At 34.1% G+C, this 21,647-nt stretch carries 19 protein-coding genes; 14 read left to right on the top strand and 5 right to left on the bottom strand.

From position 1 onward, the window contains the following. Positions 1–26 precede the first annotated feature (26 nt). From Q0L29_RS07650 to pgk, 11 genes are all read left to right on the top strand, one after another. Entirely contained in the window at positions 27–1,283 is a 1,257-nt protein-coding gene (locus Q0L29_RS07650) for an HD domain-containing protein (RefSeq protein ID WP_296620504.1), read from the top strand. Then, positions 1,273–2,322 (top strand): UDP-3-O-(3-hydroxymyristoyl)glucosamine N-acyltransferase, encoded by a 1,050-nt coding sequence (gene lpxD, locus Q0L29_RS07645; protein WP_296620502.1) that lies wholly within the window; start codon positions 1,273–1,275, stop codon positions 2,320–2,322. The genes Q0L29_RS07650 and lpxD overlap by 11 nt, the downstream gene beginning before the upstream one ends. Then, entirely contained in the window at positions 2,323–3,717 is a 1,395-nt protein-coding gene (locus Q0L29_RS07640; protein ID WP_296620500.1) for a bifunctional UDP-3-O-[3-hydroxymyristoyl] N-acetylglucosamine deacetylase/3-hydroxyacyl-ACP dehydratase, read from the top strand. A 52-nt stretch (positions 3,718–3,769) separates the two neighbouring features. Further along, positions 3,770–4,549: an acyl-ACP--UDP-N-acetylglucosamine O-acyltransferase gene (gene lpxA / locus Q0L29_RS07635; RefSeq protein WP_296620498.1), complete on the top strand. Its 780-nt coding sequence runs from the start codon at positions 3,770–3,772 to the stop codon at positions 4,547–4,549. 68 nt (positions 4,550–4,617) lie between these two features. Continuing rightward, positions 4,618–5,235, top strand: coding sequence for an ABC transporter ATP-binding protein (locus tag Q0L29_RS07630; RefSeq protein ID WP_296620496.1), 618 nt, complete (start codon positions 4,618–4,620; stop codon positions 5,233–5,235). A gap of 99 nt (positions 5,236–5,334) precedes the next feature. Beyond that, the gene (locus Q0L29_RS07625) at positions 5,335–5,784 is read left to right on the top strand and encodes a hypothetical protein (protein WP_296620495.1); all 450 of its coding nucleotides are present in this window, start codon (positions 5,335–5,337) and stop codon (positions 5,782–5,784) included. 72 nt (positions 5,785–5,856) lie between these two features. Then, the gene (locus Q0L29_RS07620; protein WP_296620493.1) at positions 5,857–6,393 is read left to right on the top strand and encodes an NUDIX hydrolase; all 537 of its coding nucleotides are present in this window, start codon (positions 5,857–5,859) and stop codon (positions 6,391–6,393) included. Further along, a complete protein-coding gene (locus tag Q0L29_RS07615) occupies positions 6,383–7,438 on the top strand; it encodes a trans-acting enoyl reductase family protein (RefSeq protein ID WP_296620491.1) in 1,056 nt (351 codons plus the stop codon). The genes Q0L29_RS07620 and Q0L29_RS07615 overlap by 11 nt, the downstream gene beginning before the upstream one ends. A gap of 181 nt (positions 7,439–7,619) precedes the next feature. Further along, entirely contained in the window at positions 7,620–8,330 is a 711-nt protein-coding gene (locus Q0L29_RS07610) for a tetratricopeptide repeat protein (RefSeq protein WP_296620490.1), read from the top strand. 306 nt (positions 8,331–8,636) lie between these two features. Beyond that, a complete protein-coding gene (locus tag Q0L29_RS07605) occupies positions 8,637–9,590 on the top strand; it encodes an L-threonylcarbamoyladenylate synthase (protein ID WP_296620488.1) in 954 nt (317 codons plus the stop codon). Between the two features lie 123 nt (positions 9,591–9,713). Beyond that, on the top strand, positions 9,714–10,901 hold the full coding sequence (gene pgk / locus Q0L29_RS07600) for a phosphoglycerate kinase (RefSeq protein WP_296620486.1): 1,188 nt from the start codon (positions 9,714–9,716) through the stop codon (positions 10,899–10,901). Between the two features lie 62 nt (positions 10,902–10,963). Here the strand turns inward: pgk and Q0L29_RS07595 are convergent, their stop codons facing one another. Together Q0L29_RS07595 and Q0L29_RS07590 are read right to left on the bottom strand one after the other, a co-directional pair. Continuing rightward, positions 10,964–11,734, bottom strand: coding sequence for a helix-turn-helix domain-containing protein (locus Q0L29_RS07595; RefSeq protein ID WP_296620484.1), 771 nt, complete (start codon positions 11,732–11,734; stop codon positions 10,964–10,966). 443 nt (positions 11,735–12,177) lie between these two features. Then, entirely contained in the window at positions 12,178–12,444 is a 267-nt protein-coding gene (locus Q0L29_RS07590; RefSeq protein ID WP_296620481.1) for a hypothetical protein, read from the bottom strand. Between the two features lie 124 nt (positions 12,445–12,568). Between Q0L29_RS07590 and dinB the strand changes: the two genes are divergently transcribed. Further along, a complete protein-coding gene (gene dinB / locus Q0L29_RS07585; protein ID WP_296620479.1) occupies positions 12,569–13,774 on the top strand; it encodes a DNA polymerase IV in 1,206 nt (401 codons plus the stop codon). Positions 13,775–13,782: 8 nt separating this feature from the next. Here the strand turns inward: dinB and Q0L29_RS07580 are convergent, their stop codons facing one another. Together Q0L29_RS07580 and Q0L29_RS07575 are read right to left on the bottom strand one after the other, a co-directional pair. Then, the gene (locus tag Q0L29_RS07580; RefSeq protein WP_296620477.1) at positions 13,783–14,928 is read right to left on the bottom strand and encodes a DUF4221 family protein; all 1,146 of its coding nucleotides are present in this window, start codon (positions 14,926–14,928) and stop codon (positions 13,783–13,785) included. 69 nt (positions 14,929–14,997) lie between these two features. Then, positions 14,998–15,219, bottom strand: a complete 222-nt coding sequence (locus tag Q0L29_RS07575) for a hypothetical protein (RefSeq protein ID WP_296620476.1) — start codon at positions 15,217–15,219, stop codon at positions 14,998–15,000. 596 nt (positions 15,220–15,815) lie between these two features. Between Q0L29_RS07575 and Q0L29_RS07570 the strand changes: the two genes are divergently transcribed. Beyond that, the gene (locus Q0L29_RS07570; protein WP_296620473.1) at positions 15,816–16,544 is read left to right on the top strand and encodes a DUF4114 domain-containing protein; all 729 of its coding nucleotides are present in this window, start codon (positions 15,816–15,818) and stop codon (positions 16,542–16,544) included. A 28-nt stretch (positions 16,545–16,572) separates the two neighbouring features. Here Q0L29_RS07570 and Q0L29_RS07565 read toward each other — a convergent pair whose 3' ends face one another. Continuing rightward, the gene (locus Q0L29_RS07565; protein ID WP_296620471.1) at positions 16,573–18,366 is read right to left on the bottom strand and encodes an SLC13 family permease; all 1,794 of its coding nucleotides are present in this window, start codon (positions 18,364–18,366) and stop codon (positions 16,573–16,575) included. Positions 18,367–18,491: 125 nt separating this feature from the next. Here Q0L29_RS07565 and dnaE point away from each other — a divergent pair, with 125 nt between their 5' ends. Beyond that, positions 18,492–21,443 carry a DNA polymerase III subunit alpha gene (gene dnaE / locus Q0L29_RS07560; RefSeq protein ID WP_296620469.1) on the top strand — a complete coding sequence of 984 codons (2,952 nt, stop codon included), beginning with the start codon at positions 18,492–18,494 and terminating at the stop codon, positions 21,441–21,443. The last annotated feature ends 204 nt before the right edge of the window (positions 21,444–21,647 follow it).

Genomic DNA, 21,647 nt, shown 5'->3' with positions numbered 1-21,647 from the left:
TATTTGAGCCTTTAAATTTATTAGAATTGAAGAAGTTAAAAAAGGTAAACGATCCTATTTACGGATTCATTACAATAAAAAGTGAATTACTTTTTAGTATTTTCAATCATTCTTATTTCCAACGCTTACGCAGGATTAGGCAATTGGGTTTGAGCGAACTGGTTTATCCTGGTGCCACCCATACTCGCTTTCATCATGCATTGGGCGCAACCCATTTAATGGGCGAAGCTTTAGATCATTTAAAAGAAAAAGGAATCCATATTAATGATGTAGAATATGAATCGGCTCAAATCGCTATTTTACTACATGACATTGGTCACGGTCCTTTTTCTCATGCCTTGGAATATAGTTTAATAAAGGGAATTACGCATGAAAATATTTCACTGCAATTTATGAAAATGCTCAATAAGGAATTTTCGGGTCAATTGGATACTGCTATTGCAATGTTCAAAAATTCCTATAAAAGAAAATTCTTCCATCACCTAATTTCAAGTCAGTTGGATGTAGATAGGTTGGATTACCTCAACAGAGATTCCTATTATACTGGCGTTTCAGAAGGAAATATAAGTGTGGATAGAATCATCAGCCATTTGGATGTGATAGAGGATGAAATTGTAGTAGAAGAAAAAGCCATTTACAGTATTGAAAATTTTCTTAATGCACGAAGATTGATGTATTGGCAAGTTTACTTACACAAAACAGCTTTAAGTGCAGAAAGAATGTTGGTTCATTTGATGAGTAGAGCAAAAGAGGTGCATAGTTTGGATAATATCTCACCTGCTTTAAAATATTTTCTGGAAAATGATTTCACTTTGGAAGAATTTCAAGAAAATCCGGAAATCGTTCATCAATTCTCAAAATTAGATGACTCTGATATATGGCATGCCATCAAAGTATGGGAAAACAATAAAGACAAAGTGCTTAAAAATTTAAGTCAGAGAATTCTACAAAGAGATTTATTTAAAATAAAATTAGGTAACGAACCACTTAAAAAAGCTGATATAAATACCTTAAAAGGAAAAATCGCACAAGAATTTAATTTATTAAATAAAGAAGCAGCCTTTTTTATTTCACATGGGGAAGTAACCAACTCTGCTTATGTCTTAGGTGGAAAAAGTATAAAAATAATTACTAAAAAGGGGCATTTAATGGATGTTACTCAAGCAGCGGATTTACCAAACATCAAAGCAATGAGTAAAATAGTTAAAAAATATTACCTATGCCTACCTAAAAACGTATCTTTGTCAATTATAGCAACCATAATTATTTTATATGGAGTTTAGTGTGAATCAAATAGCCGGAATGATTGGAGGGCATGTTGAAGGAGATGGAGAAAGAATAGTCGACAATCTTGGAAAAATAGAAGATGGTAAACCAAAAACTATCAGCTTTTTATCGAATGATAAATATGAAAACTATATCTACCAATCTGATGCGGCCGCCATTATAGTAAAGAGTAATTTCGCTCCCAAAAAAAGCATCAAACCAGCTTTAATCAAAGTTGATGATCCTTATTCTGCTTTCACTCAATTATTAGAAGAATATAATAAGATTTTGTCTTATGCTAAGTCTGGTGTGGAAAATCCAGTTTACATAGGAGAAGGAAGCTCTGTTGGAGATAATATTTACAGAGGAGCTTTTTCATATATTGGGAATAATGTGAAAATCGGGAATAATGTGAAAATATATCCTCAGGCTCATATAGGAGATAATGTTGAAATTGGTGACAATACTATCATTTTTCAGGGCGTAAAAATTTATGCCGATTGTAAAGTTGGAAAAAACTGCAATATTCAAGCGGGCACTATAATAGGAAGTGATGGATTTGGTTTTGCTCCCCAAGCAGATGGGACTTATAAAACAATTCCACAATTAGGAAATGTGATTTTGGAGGACAACGTTAGCATTGGTGCCAATACAACTATTGATTGTGCAACTTTAGGTTCCACAATTATTCGTAAAGGTGCTAAAATTGATAACTTAGTTCAAATAGCTCATAATGTTGAAATTGGAGAAAACACAGTGATAGCATCACAAACTGGAATCTCTGGCAGCACTAAGGTAGGTAAAAATTGCGTTATTGCAGGTCAGGTTGGAATAGTAGGACATATTGAAATTGCAGACCACACTACAGTAAGCGCTAAATCTGGTGTATCAAAAACAGTGAAACAAAAGAATACAATTCTTTCGGGAATGGTAGGTTTTGAACACAAGCAATACCTGAAAGCAAGTACACTATTCAAAAGATTACCGGAATTACACCAACAAGTTCAGCAATTGGAAAAAATAGTTTTAAATTTGCCGACTGAAAAAAAGAACTAAATGTATAATAAACAGCACACTATTAAAAAAGCGATAAGTGTTTCAGGTGTAGGGCTACACACTGGTCATAAAGTTACTTTAACCTTCAAGCCTGATGAAATCGATAGTGGAATAAAATTTCAAAGAGTAGATTTACCTGAAAAACCAATTATTGAGGCCGATGCTGATTTGGTAGTAGATACTTCAAGAGGTACCACAATCGCTAAAGGTGATGCAAGAGTATCAACCGTTGAACACGTTTTATCAGCCTTAGTAGGATTGCAAATTGACAATATTTTAATAGAGGTAGATGGGCCAGAAACCCCAATCATGGACGGAAGTGCTAAGCTTTTTTATGAAGCCTTAGAATCTGTTGATTTAGAAGAACAAAATGCACTTAGAAACTTTTTTGAAGTTTCTGAAAGTCTTTTTCTCACTGATGAAGAGAAAAATGTGGAGATGGCTTTACTACCTGTGGATGACTACAGAGTAACAGTCATGATTGATTATAACTCAAAGGTTTTAGGGAGTCAACATGCTTCATTAAACAATTTAGACGATTTCAAAAAAGAAATTTCCACCTGTAGAACTTTTGTTTTTCTTCATGAACTTCAGCAGCTTTACAATAATAATTTAATAAAAGGTGGTGATTTAAACAATGCTATTGTTGTGGTTGATAAATTGGTTTCAGATGAGGAATTAAAAGAACTCGCTAAAATTTTCAATAAACCTAATGTTGAAGTAAAAGAAGAGGGAATACTTGATAATATAGAGTTAAGATTTAAAAATGAACCTGCCCGCCATAAATTATTGGATGTGGTTGGCGATTTAGCTTTAGTAGGACGCCCTATCAAAGGGCAAATTTTGGCGGCACGACCAGGACACTCTACCAATGTAGCTTTTGCACAAAAAATAAAGAAGTATATTAAGAAAGCAGAGAAATCTGCACCAAAGTATGACCCCAATGCTGAGCCTGTGATGGATATAGATGGTATTTCGGCTATGTTAAGACATAGATATCCTTTTCAGTTAGTAGATAAAATCATCCATCAAGATCACAAAACCGTAATAGGCCTAAAAAACATTACTATAAATGAAAACTTTTTCCAGGGTCATTTTCCTGGAAACCCCGTAATGCCGGGCGTTTTGCAGATAGAAGCAATGGCTCAAACAGGAGGAATTTTAGTTTTAAGTTCTGTTGATGAGCCCTCAGAATATTGGACTTATTTTCTCGGTATTGATAATTGCAGATTCAGAAAAATGGTGAAGCCTGGCGATACAATCATCTTGAAATGTGAGCTTTTAGCTCCAATAAAAAGAGGAATAGCCAAAATGCAAGGTTACGCATACGTAGGAAATAGTATTGTCAGTGAAGCAACGCTTACTGCAAGAATTGTAAAAAAAGATGAAGAATAAAACCTTATAGGAGGTTATAAAATAAGCGTTTATTGCTTAAATAATAATTTACATGGACAAGTCATTAAACTATATTCATCCTGATGCAAAAATAGGAAAGGATGTCGTAATCGAACCTTTCACCTATATTGATCAGGATGTAGAAATTGGAGACGGTACTTGGATAGGACCAAATGTTACCATTAATTCAGGAGCAAGGATTGGCAAAAACTGTAAAATATATTCAGGTGCCACTATATCAGCGGTTCCCCAAGATTTAAAATTCAGCGGTGAAATCACCATTACAGAAATTGGTGACGAAACAGTAATAAGAGAATATGTAAATATCAGTCGAGGTACTAACGACCGAAAGGTTACCAAAATTGGTTCTAAATGCTTGATCATGGCATATGTACATATTGCACATGATTGCATGATTGGTGATAATTGCATTTTAGTTAACTCTGTTCAAGTTGGCGGTCATGTTACGATTGACGACTGGGCAATTATTGGGGGGGCTACAGCCATCCACCAATTTGTAAAGATTGGAAGTCATGTAATGATTTCTGGTGGATCATTAGTAAGAAAAGATGTCCCGCCTTATGTTAAGGCAGCTCGCGAGCCTCTCACCTATTGTGGAATTAATTCCGTAGGCTTGAGGAGAAGAGGCTTTAGCAATGAAAGAATAAATGATATTCAAGAAATCTATAGAAGCCTTTATCTCAGTGGTAAAAATAATGCAGAGGCGCTGGAAAATATAGAAACCTTAATCAGAAGTAGCGAGGAAAGAGATAATATAACAGCATTCGTAAGGAAATCAGAAAGAGGTATTATGAAAGGCTATGGAAATTAACGTTTAAAAGTAATTTTAAATGAATAGCAATATTTAAAAGTGTATTACTTTATACTAATCCGCATCATATGCAATTAATTCTTGAAGGCTTATCAAAAAAATATCCAAAAAATAAGCTGTTTGATAATTTAAATCACACTTTTGAAACAAATAACACCTATGCTATTACAGGTGAAAATGGAAGCGGTAAGTCAACACTTATTAAAATTATTGCAGGAGTAATTGCACCTAGTAAAGGCAAAGTAAAATTTATTGAAAATAATCAATCAGTAGAAAAGGAAGAAATTCATCATTTATTAGGCATAACGGCCCCATATCTTCATTTAATTGAAGAATTCACTTTAAAAGAACATTTGGATTTTCATTCAAAATTCAAGAATACATTGAAGGAAAATGATGTGATGGATGAATTAGAAAACGCAAATTTACATCATAGTTTAAATAAATATATAGCAGAGTTTTCATCCGGAATGCAGCAAAGATTGAAATTGATACTATGCTGTAGCTATGAGGCAAAGGTTTTACTTTTAGATGAACCGACCTCCCATCTTGATTCCAAGGGAATTGAATGGTACAAAAGTTTATTAAAAAGAACAAATGACCAAAGAATAACCCTTATTGCATCAAATGACCCTACTGAATACAATGATTTTACAAAAAAAATCATTAATATTGGAGTTGTTTAATAGTAAGTAATTAAATAAAAAAATTAAATAATTTATTGGATTATGAACAATAATTCAGACTTTTAAACTTTAGAATACAAATAACTAATATATTATCTTATGAAAAGGAACATTAAACTTTTAAGCTTTTTAGCATTATCTTTCGTTGTCTTATTCAGTTCATGTAAGAAAAAAAATGATCCGAGCCCGGAACAACAAAGAGTTGATGAACTAAGTGCAACATGGGTTATTGTAAGCGCAAGTGTTAATCCAGATTTCCCTGCAGGAGAAGTGACAATAAATTTCAATGGTAGTAACTTAACTTACTCCGTTACCAATCTTCAATTGTTTGAAGATAATAATTTAAATCACGCAGGAGTTTTTTCTGGCGAAGGTTCTTTTTCTGTAGATCCTAATAATACTAATCAAGTTACTTTATCACCTGGTGGAACTATAACTATTGCTAGCATAAATAAAGAGAACGGTAACTTATCAATAAACTATCAATCCCCTTATCAAAAGGCAACGGATGATGAACAAACTATTACATTAAATCTGGAATTACAATAACAAATAAGTAACATTAATTATAATCTAAAGCCGTCTTTTCAGATGGCTTTTTTTTATCCTATTAAATTCAAGATGAATATAATAAGGCAATACAGCCCACAATCCGAGGAAGAAAAAATATTTAAACAACAAATGCTCCAGCTTTACCAAGAAAAAAGCATAGTGGCTTTTAGTCGTGAGAATTTAGAGGCCCATTTCACCGCATCTGCCTGGATATTGAACCCTAACACTCAAGAGGTTTTGCTACTTCACCATAAAAAGCTTGATAAATGGCTGCAACCTGGTGGGCATGCTGATGGAGAAACTGATTTAGAAAAAGTAGCTAGAAAAGAAGCAAATGAGGAAACAGCACTTGAAAATTTAGATTTAGTTTCAGATCAAGTATTTGATATTGATATTCATCTAATCCCAGAAAAGAAAGGAATACCTCAACATGACCATTATGACGTTCGGTTTGCTTATTTTTGTTCGAATAAAGGGGGAACTCAAATTAATTCAGAGAGTAAGGACTTTCAATGGATTAATATTAAAGATGTACATACTCTTACAAAAGAACCCTCTATTTTGAGAATGGTAAAAAAATCAAAAAGCATTTTAAATGGCATATAAGATTCTGATATATGGTGCTAATGGGTATACAGGAAAACTAATTGCACGAGAAGCAAAAGAAAAGGAAATTCCGGTAGAATTAGCAGGGAGAAATACAGAGGCAATCAAAAAATTATCTAAAGAAACTAATTTTCCTTATCATATTGTCAAATTAACTGAAAAGGAAAATCTAGAAAAATTACTAGAGGGTTTTCATACCGTAATCCATTGCGCTGGACCCTTTTCGGAAACAGCAATTCCAATGGTAGAAGCCTGCATCAAGTCTAAAACAAACTATCTTGATATCACAGGTGAAATTTGGGTCTTTGAGGACATTATGAAATATCATGAACAAGCCAAAAAAGCAAATATTGCACTTATTCCTGGAGTAGGATTTGATGTAGTACCTACAGATTGCTTAGCTAGATATTTAAAAGAAAAGCTTCCTACTGCTACATCATTGGAACTAGCATTTGTAGGTTCAAAAACTGGCATGTCTAGGGGTACGGCAGTGACAATGGCTAAAAATATATCAAAAGGAGGATTTATTAGAGATAATGGTGAAATCAAAAATGTACCACTAGCCTATGAGGTTAAGGAAATAGAATTCACTCATAGAAAACAATGGAGTATGACCATTCCATGGGGAGATCTAATGACCAGCTATCATCAAACAAAAATTCCAAATATTAAAGTTTTTAGTGGAGCTAGTCTCAAAATGATAAATAAAATCAAGAAATTTAGAACTTTGAAATTTCTTCTAGGTATAGCTTGGATTCAAAAATTAGTGAGAAGAAAAATTGAAAATTCCGTCACTGGTCCGAGTGATAAAAACTTAGAAACTGGAAAAACTTATGTTATAGGAACAATTACAGATGAGTCAGGAAAGAGTTTTACGACTGAATTGATCACTCCAGAGGCGTATTTCCTGACAGCTAAAACAGCCTTGACTTCTGCTATAAAATTGGAAGAAAGTACTTTAAACGGCTACTTAACCCCAGCTCAAGCATTTGGAATAGACTTCATAATGGAATTTGAAAATGTGGAAAGAATTGACAGGACATAAAAAAACCCCGGTGAACCAAACCGGGGTAAACTATCAACCTTAAAATTACGCCCATTTGAATAAATGAATCGTAAGCTTATCACAAATGTAAAACGCTTTTTTCAAACGGAAATAGCACAAGTGATACTTAAATCATTCATGTAAGGTTTTTTATATTTTACAACATTAATTGTTTAAACATATGTTAAAATTTAATTCTATTATTTTACTAATTAGCCCAATAATATTTTTCGCTTGCAGTCCTTCTGAAGAAGAATTGATGAAAGAAAGTAGAAAAAATATGCAATCTGAAAATTACAAAGAGGCAATAAACTACCTTGACAAGGTAATTTCTAAAAATAATGCTAATGCAAACGCCTACAATATGAGAGGAGTAGCCTATCTACAATTATTAGATTATTCAAAGTCAAAAGAAGATTTTACGGAATCAATAAAAATTGACTCCTCAAATTATAAGCCGTATTATAATAGAGGAAATGTTCATTTAGAGTCTAAAAATTATGAAAAAGCACTATTAAATTACAATCGAGCTATAAATATACGCCCAAATGATGCAGATTTATACATCAATAGAGCTACAGCACTATTTGAATTAAAACAATATGATGCAGCCTTAGAAGATAATAAATTTGCCATTAAGTTATCTCCAAATAATTATATACCTTATCTTAATAGTGCGAAAACATTGTTACAATTCGGCTCATTTAACAAAGCTGATAGCTTATTAAACTTAAGTTTAAAAATAAATCCTGAAAATGGAGAAAGTTATTACTGGAGTGGTTTTATCAAAATTAATACAGATCAAAAGGAAGCCGGATGTGATGATTTGATAAAAGCAAAAAATAGAGGGTTTCAAGACGCAACTGAAGCGCTGGAGAAATTTTGTAAATAGAGAATGATTAAAGGGGGAAAGTTTAATCCTTCTCCCTTTAAAATATTACCTAGAGGCTAACAATACCATTGCAAAGGCCACAACACTTAACCAAAATTTATAAGTTGCAATTGCCGGTATTGCAATAATTCCTAATTCCATAAAAACTAAAACAAGTATAATTATTATAGCTACAAGTTTTATTAAATTTCTAGATTTCCTACTCATATTTTTAAATGTTTTGGTGATTTCAATTATAAATATATCATTCTCAATTTACAAATCCGCATATCATAAAAAAATTAACTTAAATTCGCCTTTAGAATTATGGCAGAAATAAATAGCGATATAAACAATGCAAAAGCTTTACTTGATGCTGATAATCTGATCGGGTTCCCTACTGAAACCGTATATGGTTTAGCTGGAAACGGCTTGAAAGCAGAAGTAGTAAGTAAAATTTTTGAGGTGAAAAATCGCCCTCACTTTGATCCATTAATCCTGCATTCACATAGCCTTGAAGCCATCAGTGAATACGTTAAAGAAATTCCAGAAACAGCTAAAATATTAGCAAACACTTTTTGGCCTGGTCCACTAACCATATTATTGGAACGCAACGATAAAATACCTGATTTAACATGCTCTGGATTGGACAGAGTGGCCTTTCGTATTCCAAAACACACTCAGGCGCTAGGCCTTCTTAAAATATTAAATTATCCTTTAGCAGCACCCAGTGCTAATCCTTTTGGTTATATAAGCCCAACCAATTCACAACATGTACAACAACAATTAGGCGATAAAATACCTTTTATTTTAGAAGGGGAAATTAGTGAAGTGGGGATAGAATCCACCATAGTGGGATTCGAAAATGGAAAAACCATCATTTATCGATTGGGAGGACTTGAAGTGGATGCAATCAAAAAATTAATTGGTAAAGTACAAACACTTCCACATTCCAGTTCGAAACCGGATGCACCTGGTATGCTCAAAAGTCACTATGCTCCTCGTAAAAATATCACCCTTGGAAATATTGAAGAATTAATAGAAAAGAACTCCAAATCAAAATTAGGAGTTTTATCATTTTCTAAGTTTTACAATGAAGTAGAGATGTCTTTGGTACTTTCAGAATCAAAAAACATGCACGAAGCGGCTAAAAACTTATTCTCTCATCTTCGTAAATTAGATGAGAGTAATGTAGATTTGATTATTACTGAAAAAGTACCATCAGAAGGCTTGGGGAAAGCCATTAATGATAGACTGCAAAGAGCAGCAGTCAAAGAATAAATTTATAACCATAATTATAACTCAATGAAATGAGCATAAATATTTAAGAGAAAAATAATATCAATGGCTTAAAGAGTATTTATCACAAATCCCATGAGACCAACTTTAAAAAATAAAATACTGATGAAAACTGTAAAAGATTATTCATTCGAAAACAAAACCGCATTAATCAGAGTGGATTTAAATGTTCCTTTAAATAAAGATTTTCAGGTAACTGATGATACCAGAATAAAAGCCACCATTCCAACAATAAAAAAAATATTGGAAGACGGAGGCAAAGCAATCTTAATGTCTCACTTAGGCAGACCAAAAAACGGACCTGAAAATAAATTTTCTCTACAGCACATAGTAGGCGATTTAGAAAAGGCCTATGGTACTAAAGTTCATTTTAGCGAAGATACAATAGGTGAAAAAGCAGAATCTGCAGCTCAAAATTTAAAGAACGGTGAAGTTTTATTATTGGAAAATGTTCGGTTCCATGAAGGAGAAACTAAAGGAGATGAAGGATTTGCTGAAGCGCTTTCAAAATTAGGAGATGTTTATGTAAATGATGCATTTGGAACCGCTCACCGTGCTCATGCATCTACCACAGTAGTTGCAAAATTCTTTGAAGATAAAATGGCCGGCTTTGTTATGGCAGCAGAAATAGAGAATGCTGATAAGGTATTAGAAAAAGCAGATAAGCCTTACACTGCAATTATGGGAGGCGCCAAGATATCCGACAAAATCTTAATCATTGAGAAACTATTGAGCAAAGTAGATAATCTGATCATAGGCGGTGGAATGTCTTACACATTCTTTAAAGCTATGGGTGGAAAAATCGGAAACTCATTAGTAGAAGAAGATAAATTAGACTTAGCAAAAGAATTAATTCAAAAAGCTAAAGAACAAGGGGTTGAATTAAAATTACCAATCGATTCAATAGTGGCAGATGATTTTGCTAATGATGCTAATACCAAAATTGCACAAAATCATTCAATAGAAGATGGTTGGATGGGGTTAGACATCGGACCTGAAGCAACTGCTATATTCCAAAAAACAGTAGAAGAATCAAAAACTATTCTATGGAATGGACCAATGGGTGTTTTCGAAATGGAGAAATTTGCAAAAGGAACAAAATCAATAGCTGAATCAGTGGTAAAAGCTACAGAAAATGGAGCTTTCTCACTAATTGGTGGTGGCGATTCTGCCGCTGCAGTTAACAGCTTAGGTTATGGAGATAAAGTAAGCTATGTATCAACTGGTGGTGGTGCTTTGCTTGAATATATGGAAGGAAAAGAATTACCTGGAGTAGCCGCTCTGAAATCTTAATTTTAAAATATAATTAATCTTCCGCTAGCGTCTCGCTAGCGGAAATTACTAACCCCTCTTATTTACTTCTTCAATTTTGTTACTTCCTCTTTAATTTCAAGCACAATATCAGTAAGCTCTCTTAGGCTCATAGGACGATGATCTCCGTTTTTAACATCAGGAAATTGAGTACTGATAAAAGCCTTAGCTTCCCAAATTTCCATTACGCTCTCCACTGGAATTTCATAAGGCGAATAAACAGTATTGTCGGAAACCATAAAAAGCACACCTTTTTCCTCGGCATAATTGAATACCCTTTTATAAACTACTCCCTCCTGCTCACTCACAATGATATAAGTTTTTCCATTTCGAATCGATTCAGGATTTTCCACATATTCGCCTATAATGATAGTACCGGGCTCCAAAGGCAGCATGGAATCACCACTGATTTCAAATGCACGGTAGGTGCTGCTTCGAGGTAAATTAGGTAATTGAAAACGAGGAAGCTCCTGTAAATATTCAGGATCAGCATAGCCATTGGTATATCCGGCAGATGCCTTTTGAGGCACTAATTCAATATTTTCTCTTTCCTGACTATCTACTGTAATAGCCAGAACTTTAGTAGGCTTTCGGCTAATAGTTATCGGACTGGATAAATCTTTACCTAATAAATCATCTACACTGACATTGAATAAATCAGACAATTTCATCAATGTTTGAATCCTGGGATCTGCCCTACCTTCTTCATAAGAACCAATTTGCGGACGCTTCACTCCTAGTTCATCAGCTAAGTCCTGCTGTGTCCAACCTTTTTCCTTCCGGAGATATTTAATATTGTTATTAATCAAGCTCATTTTTATAAGATTCAAGATTCTAGAGCCTGAAATCAAAGCCCTTTCATCAGTTTTTATTTTTTTGGTATCAAGTCGCTAGATAATAGAACCGATATTCTAGAATCTAGACAAAAGAACTTCACTATTTGTATTCCCTAGCTAACCACTTCATCTCTTAGCCATTTCCGGTCTGACCTTCGGTACTGACCTAACCACCCCACTTCTAGCTTATTTAAACTTTTCAAAATACAGTCTGACCCGTCCTTTTTCAACTTCCCACACCCATCATCCCTTATCTCAAAGTATCAAATAGTTAGAAAAAGTAAAATAACAAGATTCGATACTCTATTTCTACTTATTTCTATATTATTTTAAAATTCATACTTTATATTCCCTCTTCTAATTTTATTTTCAACTATTCTCCTCTCACTTTTAGCACTGCCTATAGTCCCCCTTTGGGGGATTTAGGGGGCTCTAAAAATCATCAAATCATCTGTTTCTCTGTAATGCCCATTCAAATGATATAGTACTTTTTGATGTAAAGAAATCTTATCTTCAGCCCTACTAAAGCGATTCCTAATTCTGCCAACCACTTCGCTTACGGTATCCTGTGGTTCAGCTAATGTATAACCGTACCATCTTCTGTCACCCGTTTTAGTGCGCACATGAAAATGCACCTGACATCGCCCTGAATTGAGACGCTTACTCGATAATTTAATTTTTACATCCATCCATTAATATTTTTTAAAAGCCATGAACTTTTTGACTTGAATTACTATTTATTTTAGTAATTTTGATAATAAATTTAGTATTAATAATTAAAAAAGCCAAAAAAAAGCTAATTATTTTAGTTTTATGCAAGAAAATACTATCAGATCCATCATTCATTTAGATATGGACACCTTTTTTGTGTCTGTCGAACGCCTTTTAGATTCAAGCCTGAATGGCAAGCCTGTTATTGTTGGGGGCGGACACAGAGGTGTAGTAGCAGCCTGCAGTTATGAAACTCGGGCATATGGTGTGCATTCTGCTATGCCCATGAAAACGGCATTACAACTCTGCCCTGAGGCTTTGGTGATAGCAGGAGATATGCAAAACTACAGTCACTACTCAAAATTGATTACAGAAATCATTAGAAGTGAATCGCCCATTTTTGAAAAGGCTTCTGTGGATGAATTTTATCTGGACGTAAGCGGAATGGATAAATATTTTGGTTGCTATGAATGGGGAAAAGAGCTGAGAAAGAAAATCATTAATGAAAGCGGACTACCGATCAGCATGGGGCTTTCGCAAAATAAAATGGTATCGAAGGTAGCCACTGGAGAAGCAAAACCTAACAACACTCGGCAAATACTACCTGGCACAGAAATCGCATTCTTAGACCCTATGCCTGTGCATAAAATTCCGATGATCGGAAAGAAAACTTCAGAGCTTTTACGATCTATGGGCGTGAAGAAAGTGGAAACGCTCAGGCAAATCCCAAAGAAACTGATGGAATATACCTTCGGTAAAAATGGGATTGTGATGTGGCAAAGAGCACACGGGATAGACCATACGCCAATTACGCCCTATAGCGAACAAAAATCCATTTCCACAGAAAGCACTTTCCATGATGATAGCATGGACATAAAGCAAATGAAAGCCATATTGGTAGCCATGATAGAAAAACTGGCGCACAAACTCCGTGAGCAGAACCGCCTGACTTCCAATATCTCCATTAAAATCCGCTACAGCAATTTTGATACGGAAAGCAAACAAAAGAAAATCAGCTATACCGCCAGCGACAAATCTTTGATTCGCTTTGGAAAAGAGCTTTTTGACCAATTATACACCCGCAGAATGATGCTCCGACTGATAGGAGTGCGCCTCAGCGGATTGGTGCACGGCAACTACCAAATTAATCTATTTGACGACACAGAAGAATACATCCAACTTTACCAAGCCCTGGATAAAATTCGCCACAAACATGGGCTGGAAAGCATAGTAAGAGGCAATACCGTTGGGCTCGACAAAAGACTGAGACGGGATGAGAATTGGTTTGGGGTAGAAAACAATGTCTAAACAAGCTTTTACTCAAACTTAATTAAGCTGAAGTCAAAACTATCCTCCTTGTTTTCTTCATTATAGGGATGGTCATAAGAAATCCACAACCCAGCTTCATCTACAAATGTAATTTCCTGATTATATGTCCTGTCTGGAAATTTCTTTTCGGTGACCTTGTTTAAATTTTTATCTAGCACTATAACTGAAAATGGAGAGCGTATTCTTCTTGATTGCCCTGACAAATCTCTTCCTTCCTCAAATTCTCTCGGCAATTGTACAAATCGATAAAAAATCTCTCTATGCGAATCATATAACAATTTCAAATACCTTCCATATTCCACATTTTCCTTAATGATTTCCTCAATAGAATTAGGCTTTTTTAAACTAAACAGTTGATTATCAGAAATAAAATTACTTTTTGCATTATGAGAAATTAATTCGTCATGCTTTATACTTGAAGTATATAAATTATGATCAGCAGGAAAAGTATAATAGAACAATCCATCATTATAATAGCGGAAAAACCACATACCGATTTCTCCTTTTTCCCAATAATTAACTGGAAATGTAGTATTAAAAACAAATAGACTGTCCTCCTTTGGATCATAAGCTGCCGCTAATGGAGTTTGGACTTTGTCTTCAGATACCACATAGTTCCAATTCCCTTGCAGGATTTGAGTGAAATAGAGTTTCCCATCAACTACATCTATCTGATTTTGTGTTTTTGACCATGAATCAATAGAATTCAATCCTTGATTAGGCAAATTATACTTTTTCAAGATATCGCCTTCATCATTTAATATTACAAACTGATCTTTTCTTTTCGGTATAATCAGTATTGAATCTAAAGAAAGCATTTTCATTCCTTTCAAATACCCAATTCCATTTGGACCTTCTTTCTGAACAGGGATATACTTCAACAACTGACCTGATTGCCATTTATAAATCTGGATTCTATATTCCTTATCATTAAAGATAGAAAAGTAGATTTGCCCATTAAAATTATCGAAGAAAGTATATTTTGAGTAATCAACAGTATTCTCATCAATTCCAATACTTTTAGTTTTGGTACTGATTTTTAATTGACCATCTAATACTTTTTGCTCTTTAGATCGTTTAGAACAGGCAGAAATAATAAAAATAAATACAACGAAATAAATTAATCTATACATTTTACTAATTTAAGTTAAAAAATACCTACCATGATATTGATGGTAGGTATTTAAAATATCAATCATTTACTAACCTGCTATTTCTTTAGGTTTTTCCCCTTCAACAACTGGTCCGTCTGGATCGCATGATGTACAACTTGTACTTCCCTTATCTGCACAACCAGCATCGTAATCAAATGTACAGCTTTCTTCAGATTGACGTGCTACAGCTCTATTTTCACCACTAAAATAAAAAAAAGATGTCGCTACTAATACAGTTATAATTGCTAAAATTCCCTTTATTTTTTTCATAAAAAAACTATTTAAATTTTAAAATTGATTTAACACAATCCTTCAACACCATTAAAAACTTGAAATGAAAAGCTTATTCGAGATGAAAACACTTAGGTGAGTTCAAGTCAATTTATTTCACTTTGTGGGTTTGGTCAAAAGCTGCTTTCGCTAGCACTAACAACTTTCAATCCTACCATTTTTCAATAGTATTTTTGAATTGATGTTGTAAATCAAAAAAAAAAAAAATGAAAAAGCAAAATAAATTACATAAAATATTTAACTCTTAGTTTGATGTTAAAACATCTAAAAAATATATAGTCAAATCATAAGTAAGATTAAAAACCATAAAAGATAACTACTATTCGAATAATTATATTTTCAATAGGTTGATTAATCACGTAAAATATACATCCAAACTAAGTAATGAAAAGAGATTTATAGTTGATATGATAAAAATAATTAAAATAATTAAACCGTTAATATAAAAACTTCCAATACTTTCTATACATGTGACATATATACAAATCTTAACTTTAGATATGTAACAGGTAAAATAGCTAAACTGACTACCTTTGATTAAGTATTAAATAAATTACACCTTAATAAAGCCAATTATGAAAGTTTTAAATAAATTATTTCTCTTAGTTATACTTACTGTTTTAACATTTGCCTGTAAACGATCTGAGGTAGCTCCAGATATTCCAGAAACACCAGATGACATAATAACTACTGAGTTAGAACCGGATATTCTCGAAGAATTAGATAGTATTTTTCCGCCTAGTAAAGATTTTATAGAAAAACATCCCTATTTATTTGAAGAATCAAATAATCTCAACATTGTATTAACCGAGGAATCAGAAGTTTTTATAACTTTTGTATTGGAGGGAGCCACCTTAAAAAATTCTTTAGGCTATTACATTTACAACCCAAGCACAAAAACAGTAGAAGTGGGAGAATTAGATTTGAATATTTTATTCCCACATATTAGTGATGAAATTTTGAATCAGGGAGACATGTTGCAATTGGGCGATGAGACGTTCCCTGCCGGAACCACTGTTGGATTCTTTTTAATTTTAGATGGCTGGAGAACTGGTCAAATAAATTACGGAAATGAAACTTTTTACACAGATATTTACCTTAATTCAGAAGAAGTACAACAACATGTATTATTCAAGTTCGAAAATTTTAATGCCGTTGTACTAGCCTTTGAAGACCAGTTTGTGAATGGTGAAAGAAGCGATAAGGATTATAACGATGTCGTTTTTACTGTATCAGATAACCAAAACAATCAGGCTATTACACGATTTAACTTAAATGGTATACCGACACTTATAAAGCCTTAAAGTGTATTTGATGGTCTAAAAATAAAATCTAAAACGAATAAAAAACAGGAATAAGTAAGGAAGCAATAATCCAAAAAATCAATCCGAGGGGAGCGCCAATTTTAAAGAAATCTTTAAACTCATAATTACCAGCACTATACACCATAGTGTTGGTCTGATAGCCAATAGGGGTCATAAAGCTGGCGCTTCCTGCTATCATCACTGTTATCAAAAAAGGTAGTGGGCTATAACCTAAAGCATCAGCTATAGCCATAGAAAGTGGAGCCATTAAAGCCGCTGCTGCATTGTTCGACATGATTTCCGTAAAAATCATCGTCATTAGATAAATGACTCCTATTATAATAAATGGTGCTAACTCATTTTCTGTAAATGATGTTAAATGTGTAACCAACCATTCATTCAAACCACTTTTCTCCATGGCGGCCCCAAAGCTTAATGAACCCGCTAGTAGAAATATCACTTGCCAATCTATAGAGCGGTAAGCATCCGTCATACTTATAATTCTAAAAATCCCTAATAAAAAAACTCCGGCCCAAGCTGAAGCCACAATAGGCAAAATATTAAATGTAGCAGTCAATATTACTAATCCTAAAATCCCTGCCGATAAATACAATTTTTTTTTATCCGGTATATCCAAGTCACTTTCCCTAATAGAAAAAAACGGAGCGTTAGGATTATTTTCTGCTTTTTGCAAAAGTTCATAACCCTTTTGGCTTGTTTGTAATAATAGAGTATCTCCTACCTTTAAGCGAATATTATCCATATCGTTGAATTTACGCTTTCCCCGATGCCTTATAGCAAGAACATGTGAGTGATAGTTTTCAAGAAAATCTATATTTTTAAGTTTCTTATCTACCAAATTAGTACCTGGCATAATGATAACCTCTACTACTTTGGTCTCTTCTTCAGGGAAATGTTTATCAGTAATCGACTTTACTATCGAAACATGTTGATCGGCCACCACCCTCTTCACCTTATCCATTTCACCTTTAATCAACATTACATCACCCGTCTGAAGGCTTGTGCTCATTTTGGGATCTTTGATCGATTTATCACCTCTCTTTAATTCCACTACCTCAAAAAACAAATCCTTTTCCTTAAATAATGCCTCAATACTTATTCCCTGTTTTTCATCCGGCAATTCCTGTATTTGGATTTCCGTCATGAATTTTTTTATCTCATTATCATCCTGTAAAGGCTTAATTTGTGATTCCTTAGGTAACAAATGCTTTCCTACAAACATCAAATACAACAAGCCTACCACCAGAAACACAAGACCAATAGGAGTCATAGTGAACAATCCAATTTCATCAAAGCCATTATCTTTGGCAATACCTGCAACCAAAAGATTAGTGGAAGTTCCTATTAAAGTGCAAGTTCCACCTAATATTGCTCCATAAGATAATGGGATCAGAAATTTGGTTGGATGTAAATTTACTTTTCTTGCTGCTTTAGAAACAATCGGAATAAATGTTGCCACTACAGGCGTATTGTTAACAAAAGCAGACAGTAACCCTACTCCAGAACTCATTCCTAAAATTGCCCCACTGTAGGATTTATTAAAAAGTCGAGTAGCTAAGGGAGCCAATAATTTAATCACTCCAGCCCTTATTAAAGCACTACTTAAAATAAACATCGCGGCTACCGTCAGTGTGGCACTATTTGCAAAGCCTCTAAAACTTTCTTCCGGTTCTAAAACACCAAATATTATCCACAACACCATCACACCTATAGCTACCAAATCCACACGGACAGCCTCGGTAGCAAATAAAACAATAGCAATTAATATAACCAGAATGGTGATTAAGAAGGATAATTCCATAGACTTCGAATATATAGGGCTGTCAGTTGCAAAACAAGAATTTATTTGAATTCGAGATAAATAAAAAGTAAAAACAATTTTAAATTAAACTAATATTTTTAGTAATTTTACTAAAAATATTAGTAATGCATATCAACTGTCATACACACTTTAGCTTCAAATACGGTACTTTATCGCCAGAAGAACTGATATTGGAATGTATTGAATATGGTATTCATGAAATTGCACTAACTGATATCCATAGCACAGCCGCTTACATTGAAGTTTTTCGTTATTTGAAGAATGAATATGCTCATTATCCGCTGAAAGTAATCCCAGGAATTGAATTCCGTAAGCAAGAACAATTAATTTATATCGGTATTGCCCGTAATAATCAAGGTTTTGAAGAACTCAATGCTTTTTTATCCTATTACAACCGAAATGATTTACCCTTACAAAGCAGGCCTCGATTCACGGACAATGTCGCTGTAATCTATCTCATGCAGACTGCTCCTGAAAATCTTCGCACCAATGAATTTATTGGAGTGAAACCAGAAGAACTTAACCGTTTAAAATATCAACATCATAGATTTCTAAAAGAAAAATTATTGGCTTTAACTCCTGTTACCTTTAAAAATAAAACAGGCTTTAATATGCATCGCTTATTGCGTGCCATTCAGCAAAACCAATTGCTAAGTCGTTTAGATAAAAAAATTCAGGCACAGCCCAATGAATTCATGAAACCCAAAGCAATACTCCTCCAGAATTATCAGGGATTTGAATTTATGCTAGAGCAATCTAGAAAACTAATAGATGAGAGCCATTTTGAAATTCAATTTGGCCAATCCAAAAATAAACGTTCTTTATTAGGATCAGCCATAGAAGATTGGCAATATTTTGAAACTGAAGCAAGAAAAGGTTTTAAAAACCGATATGGAAAGCAAAATGCGGTGCTTACTGAACGTTTTGAGCGAGAAATGGAAATCATTAGGCAAAAAGATTTCACTGCATACTATCTCATCACTTATGATATGATTCAGTTCGCACAAAGCAAGGACTTCCCTCATGTAGGTCGTGGTAGCGGAGCCAATAGTATGATAGCATATTGTCTCGGAATCACCAATGTAGACCCTATTGACCTTGATCTTTATTTCGAACGTTTTCTGAATCCATCTCGAACCTCACCACCTGATTTTGATATTGACTTTTCCTGGCAACATAGAGATGAAGTGATTCAATATATGTTTGACAAACATAACGCACATCACACCTGCCTACTCGGAACGCATACTACTATGAAATCCCGTATGATGCTACGTGAAATAGCAAAAGTATTTGGTCTACCTAAAACTGAAATAGATAAATTGGCAGAGAACCCTAACTATGGAAAGAAAGACAATTACTTGCAAAAGGTATTACACTATACCCAACACATGGTAGCAAAGGAATTCCCCGCTAATATTTCCATTCATGCAGGTGGATTATTGATCACAGAACAGCCCATTTATGCATTTACAGCAACAGAAATGCCTCCAAAAGGATTTCCTGTTTCTCATTTTGATATGTATAGTGCAGAAGATATTGGTATTTACAAATATGATATCCTCAGTCAAAGAGGTCTTGGGCACATTCAGGATACCATTAAAATCGTGGAAGAAAACCAAGGTAAAAAAATAGACCCACGGAAAATCCACACTAAAGTACTGGAAAAAGATCCCGTCATCAAGAACCTCATCAAAAATGGTAATACTATGGGGTGTTTCTATGTAGAATCTCCAGCGATGAGGATGCTGCTGGCAAAACTACAATGTGAGGATTATATCACTTTGGTAGCGGCTAGTTCGATCATACGACCAGGGGTTTCTCAATCTGGCATGATGAGAACCTATATCGAACGTCATCACAGTAATGGTAATTACGAATCCATTCATCCCATAATGGATGAGCTAATGAAAGAAACCTACGGTGTAATGGTCTATCAAGAAGATGTGATACGGGTAGCTCACCACTTCGGTGGATTAACTTTAAGCGAAGCAGATATTTTACGCAGAGGAATGTCAGGAAAGTACAGATCTCGTAAAGAATTTGAGAAGGTAGAAAATCAATATTTTAAAAATTGTCGTGAAAAAGGTTATGATGAAAAGGTAATTCAAAGAGTTTGGTTTGAGATTTCTAGTTTCTCAGGCTTTTCTTTTGCAAAAGGTCATTCTGCCAGCTTTGCAGTAGAAAGCTATGAAAGCTTATTCCTTAAAGCGCATTACCCCATCGAATTTATGGTGGGCGTTATCAATAATTTTGGAGGATTCTATAAAACTGAATTCTACATTCATGAAGCTCGAAAAGCAGGAGCAGAAATCATAAACCCATGCGTTAATAAAAGCAACTACCTTACTAGAATAGAAGGGAAGAAAATATATTTAGGATTTATTCATATTAAAGATCTCGAGAAAAAATTAGCAGAGAATATCCAAATTGAGAGAGAAAATAATGGGTTTTTCAAAAGTATAGAAGACTTTAAAATCAGACTCCCAATTAAGAAAGACCAGTTATTCATTCTAATAAGAATAGGAGCATTTAACAGCTTTAATAAACCTTATAAACATCTTCTATGGAAAGCTTACTCTCTATATCTTAAAAAGAAAGAAACAAATAATGTAAATCTATTTGAAGAAGAGCCTATAAATTACAGCTTACCCGAAATGAAAACAACAGCTTTGGAAAACTCATTTAATGAGTTAATGATACTGGGTTACCCTACATGTAATCCCTACATTTTAATAAATAGCCAAATCACTCCAAACGCTTATGCTGTGGAATTAAAAAATAAAATCAATGAGAAAGTACACCTTATAGGCTATATGATCACTATAAAAAGAACTTCAACAAAAAATGGAGAGCCTATGTATTTCGGTACCTTTCACGACTGCTATGAAAACACTTTCGACACGGTTCATTTTCCAAAAATAACTGCTAAATATCCTTTCAGAGGCAAAGGCTTCTATAGCATAATAGGCAAAGTAGTCTTAGATTATAGCTATCCACTCTTGGAGGTAGAGTTTATGGAGAAGCAGGGGTGGTTAAATCCTGATTATCTTTAGGGGGTTAAGGAGCGGGGGATGAGGGGAGTCATTATGGAGAAGGGTATAAAAAGTAAGGGCATAAAAAAACCCTGACGAGGATAAACCTGTCAGGGTTATATAATAAGGGAGTATCTCATAAACTGTGTAAGTTCTAAATTAGGACTTATGAAACAGTTATTGAGCCTCGGAAATTTAGGAAGTGATTTTGCAAAAATCGCTACT

Origin of the sequence: Marivirga sp. (assembly GCF_024636815.1) — a bacterium.
Classification (GTDB): domain Bacteria; phylum Bacteroidota; class Bacteroidia; order Cytophagales; family Cyclobacteriaceae; genus Marivirga.
Note: the sequence above shows the minus strand (reverse complement) of the source record. Positions and strands in the feature narration are given on the sequence as shown.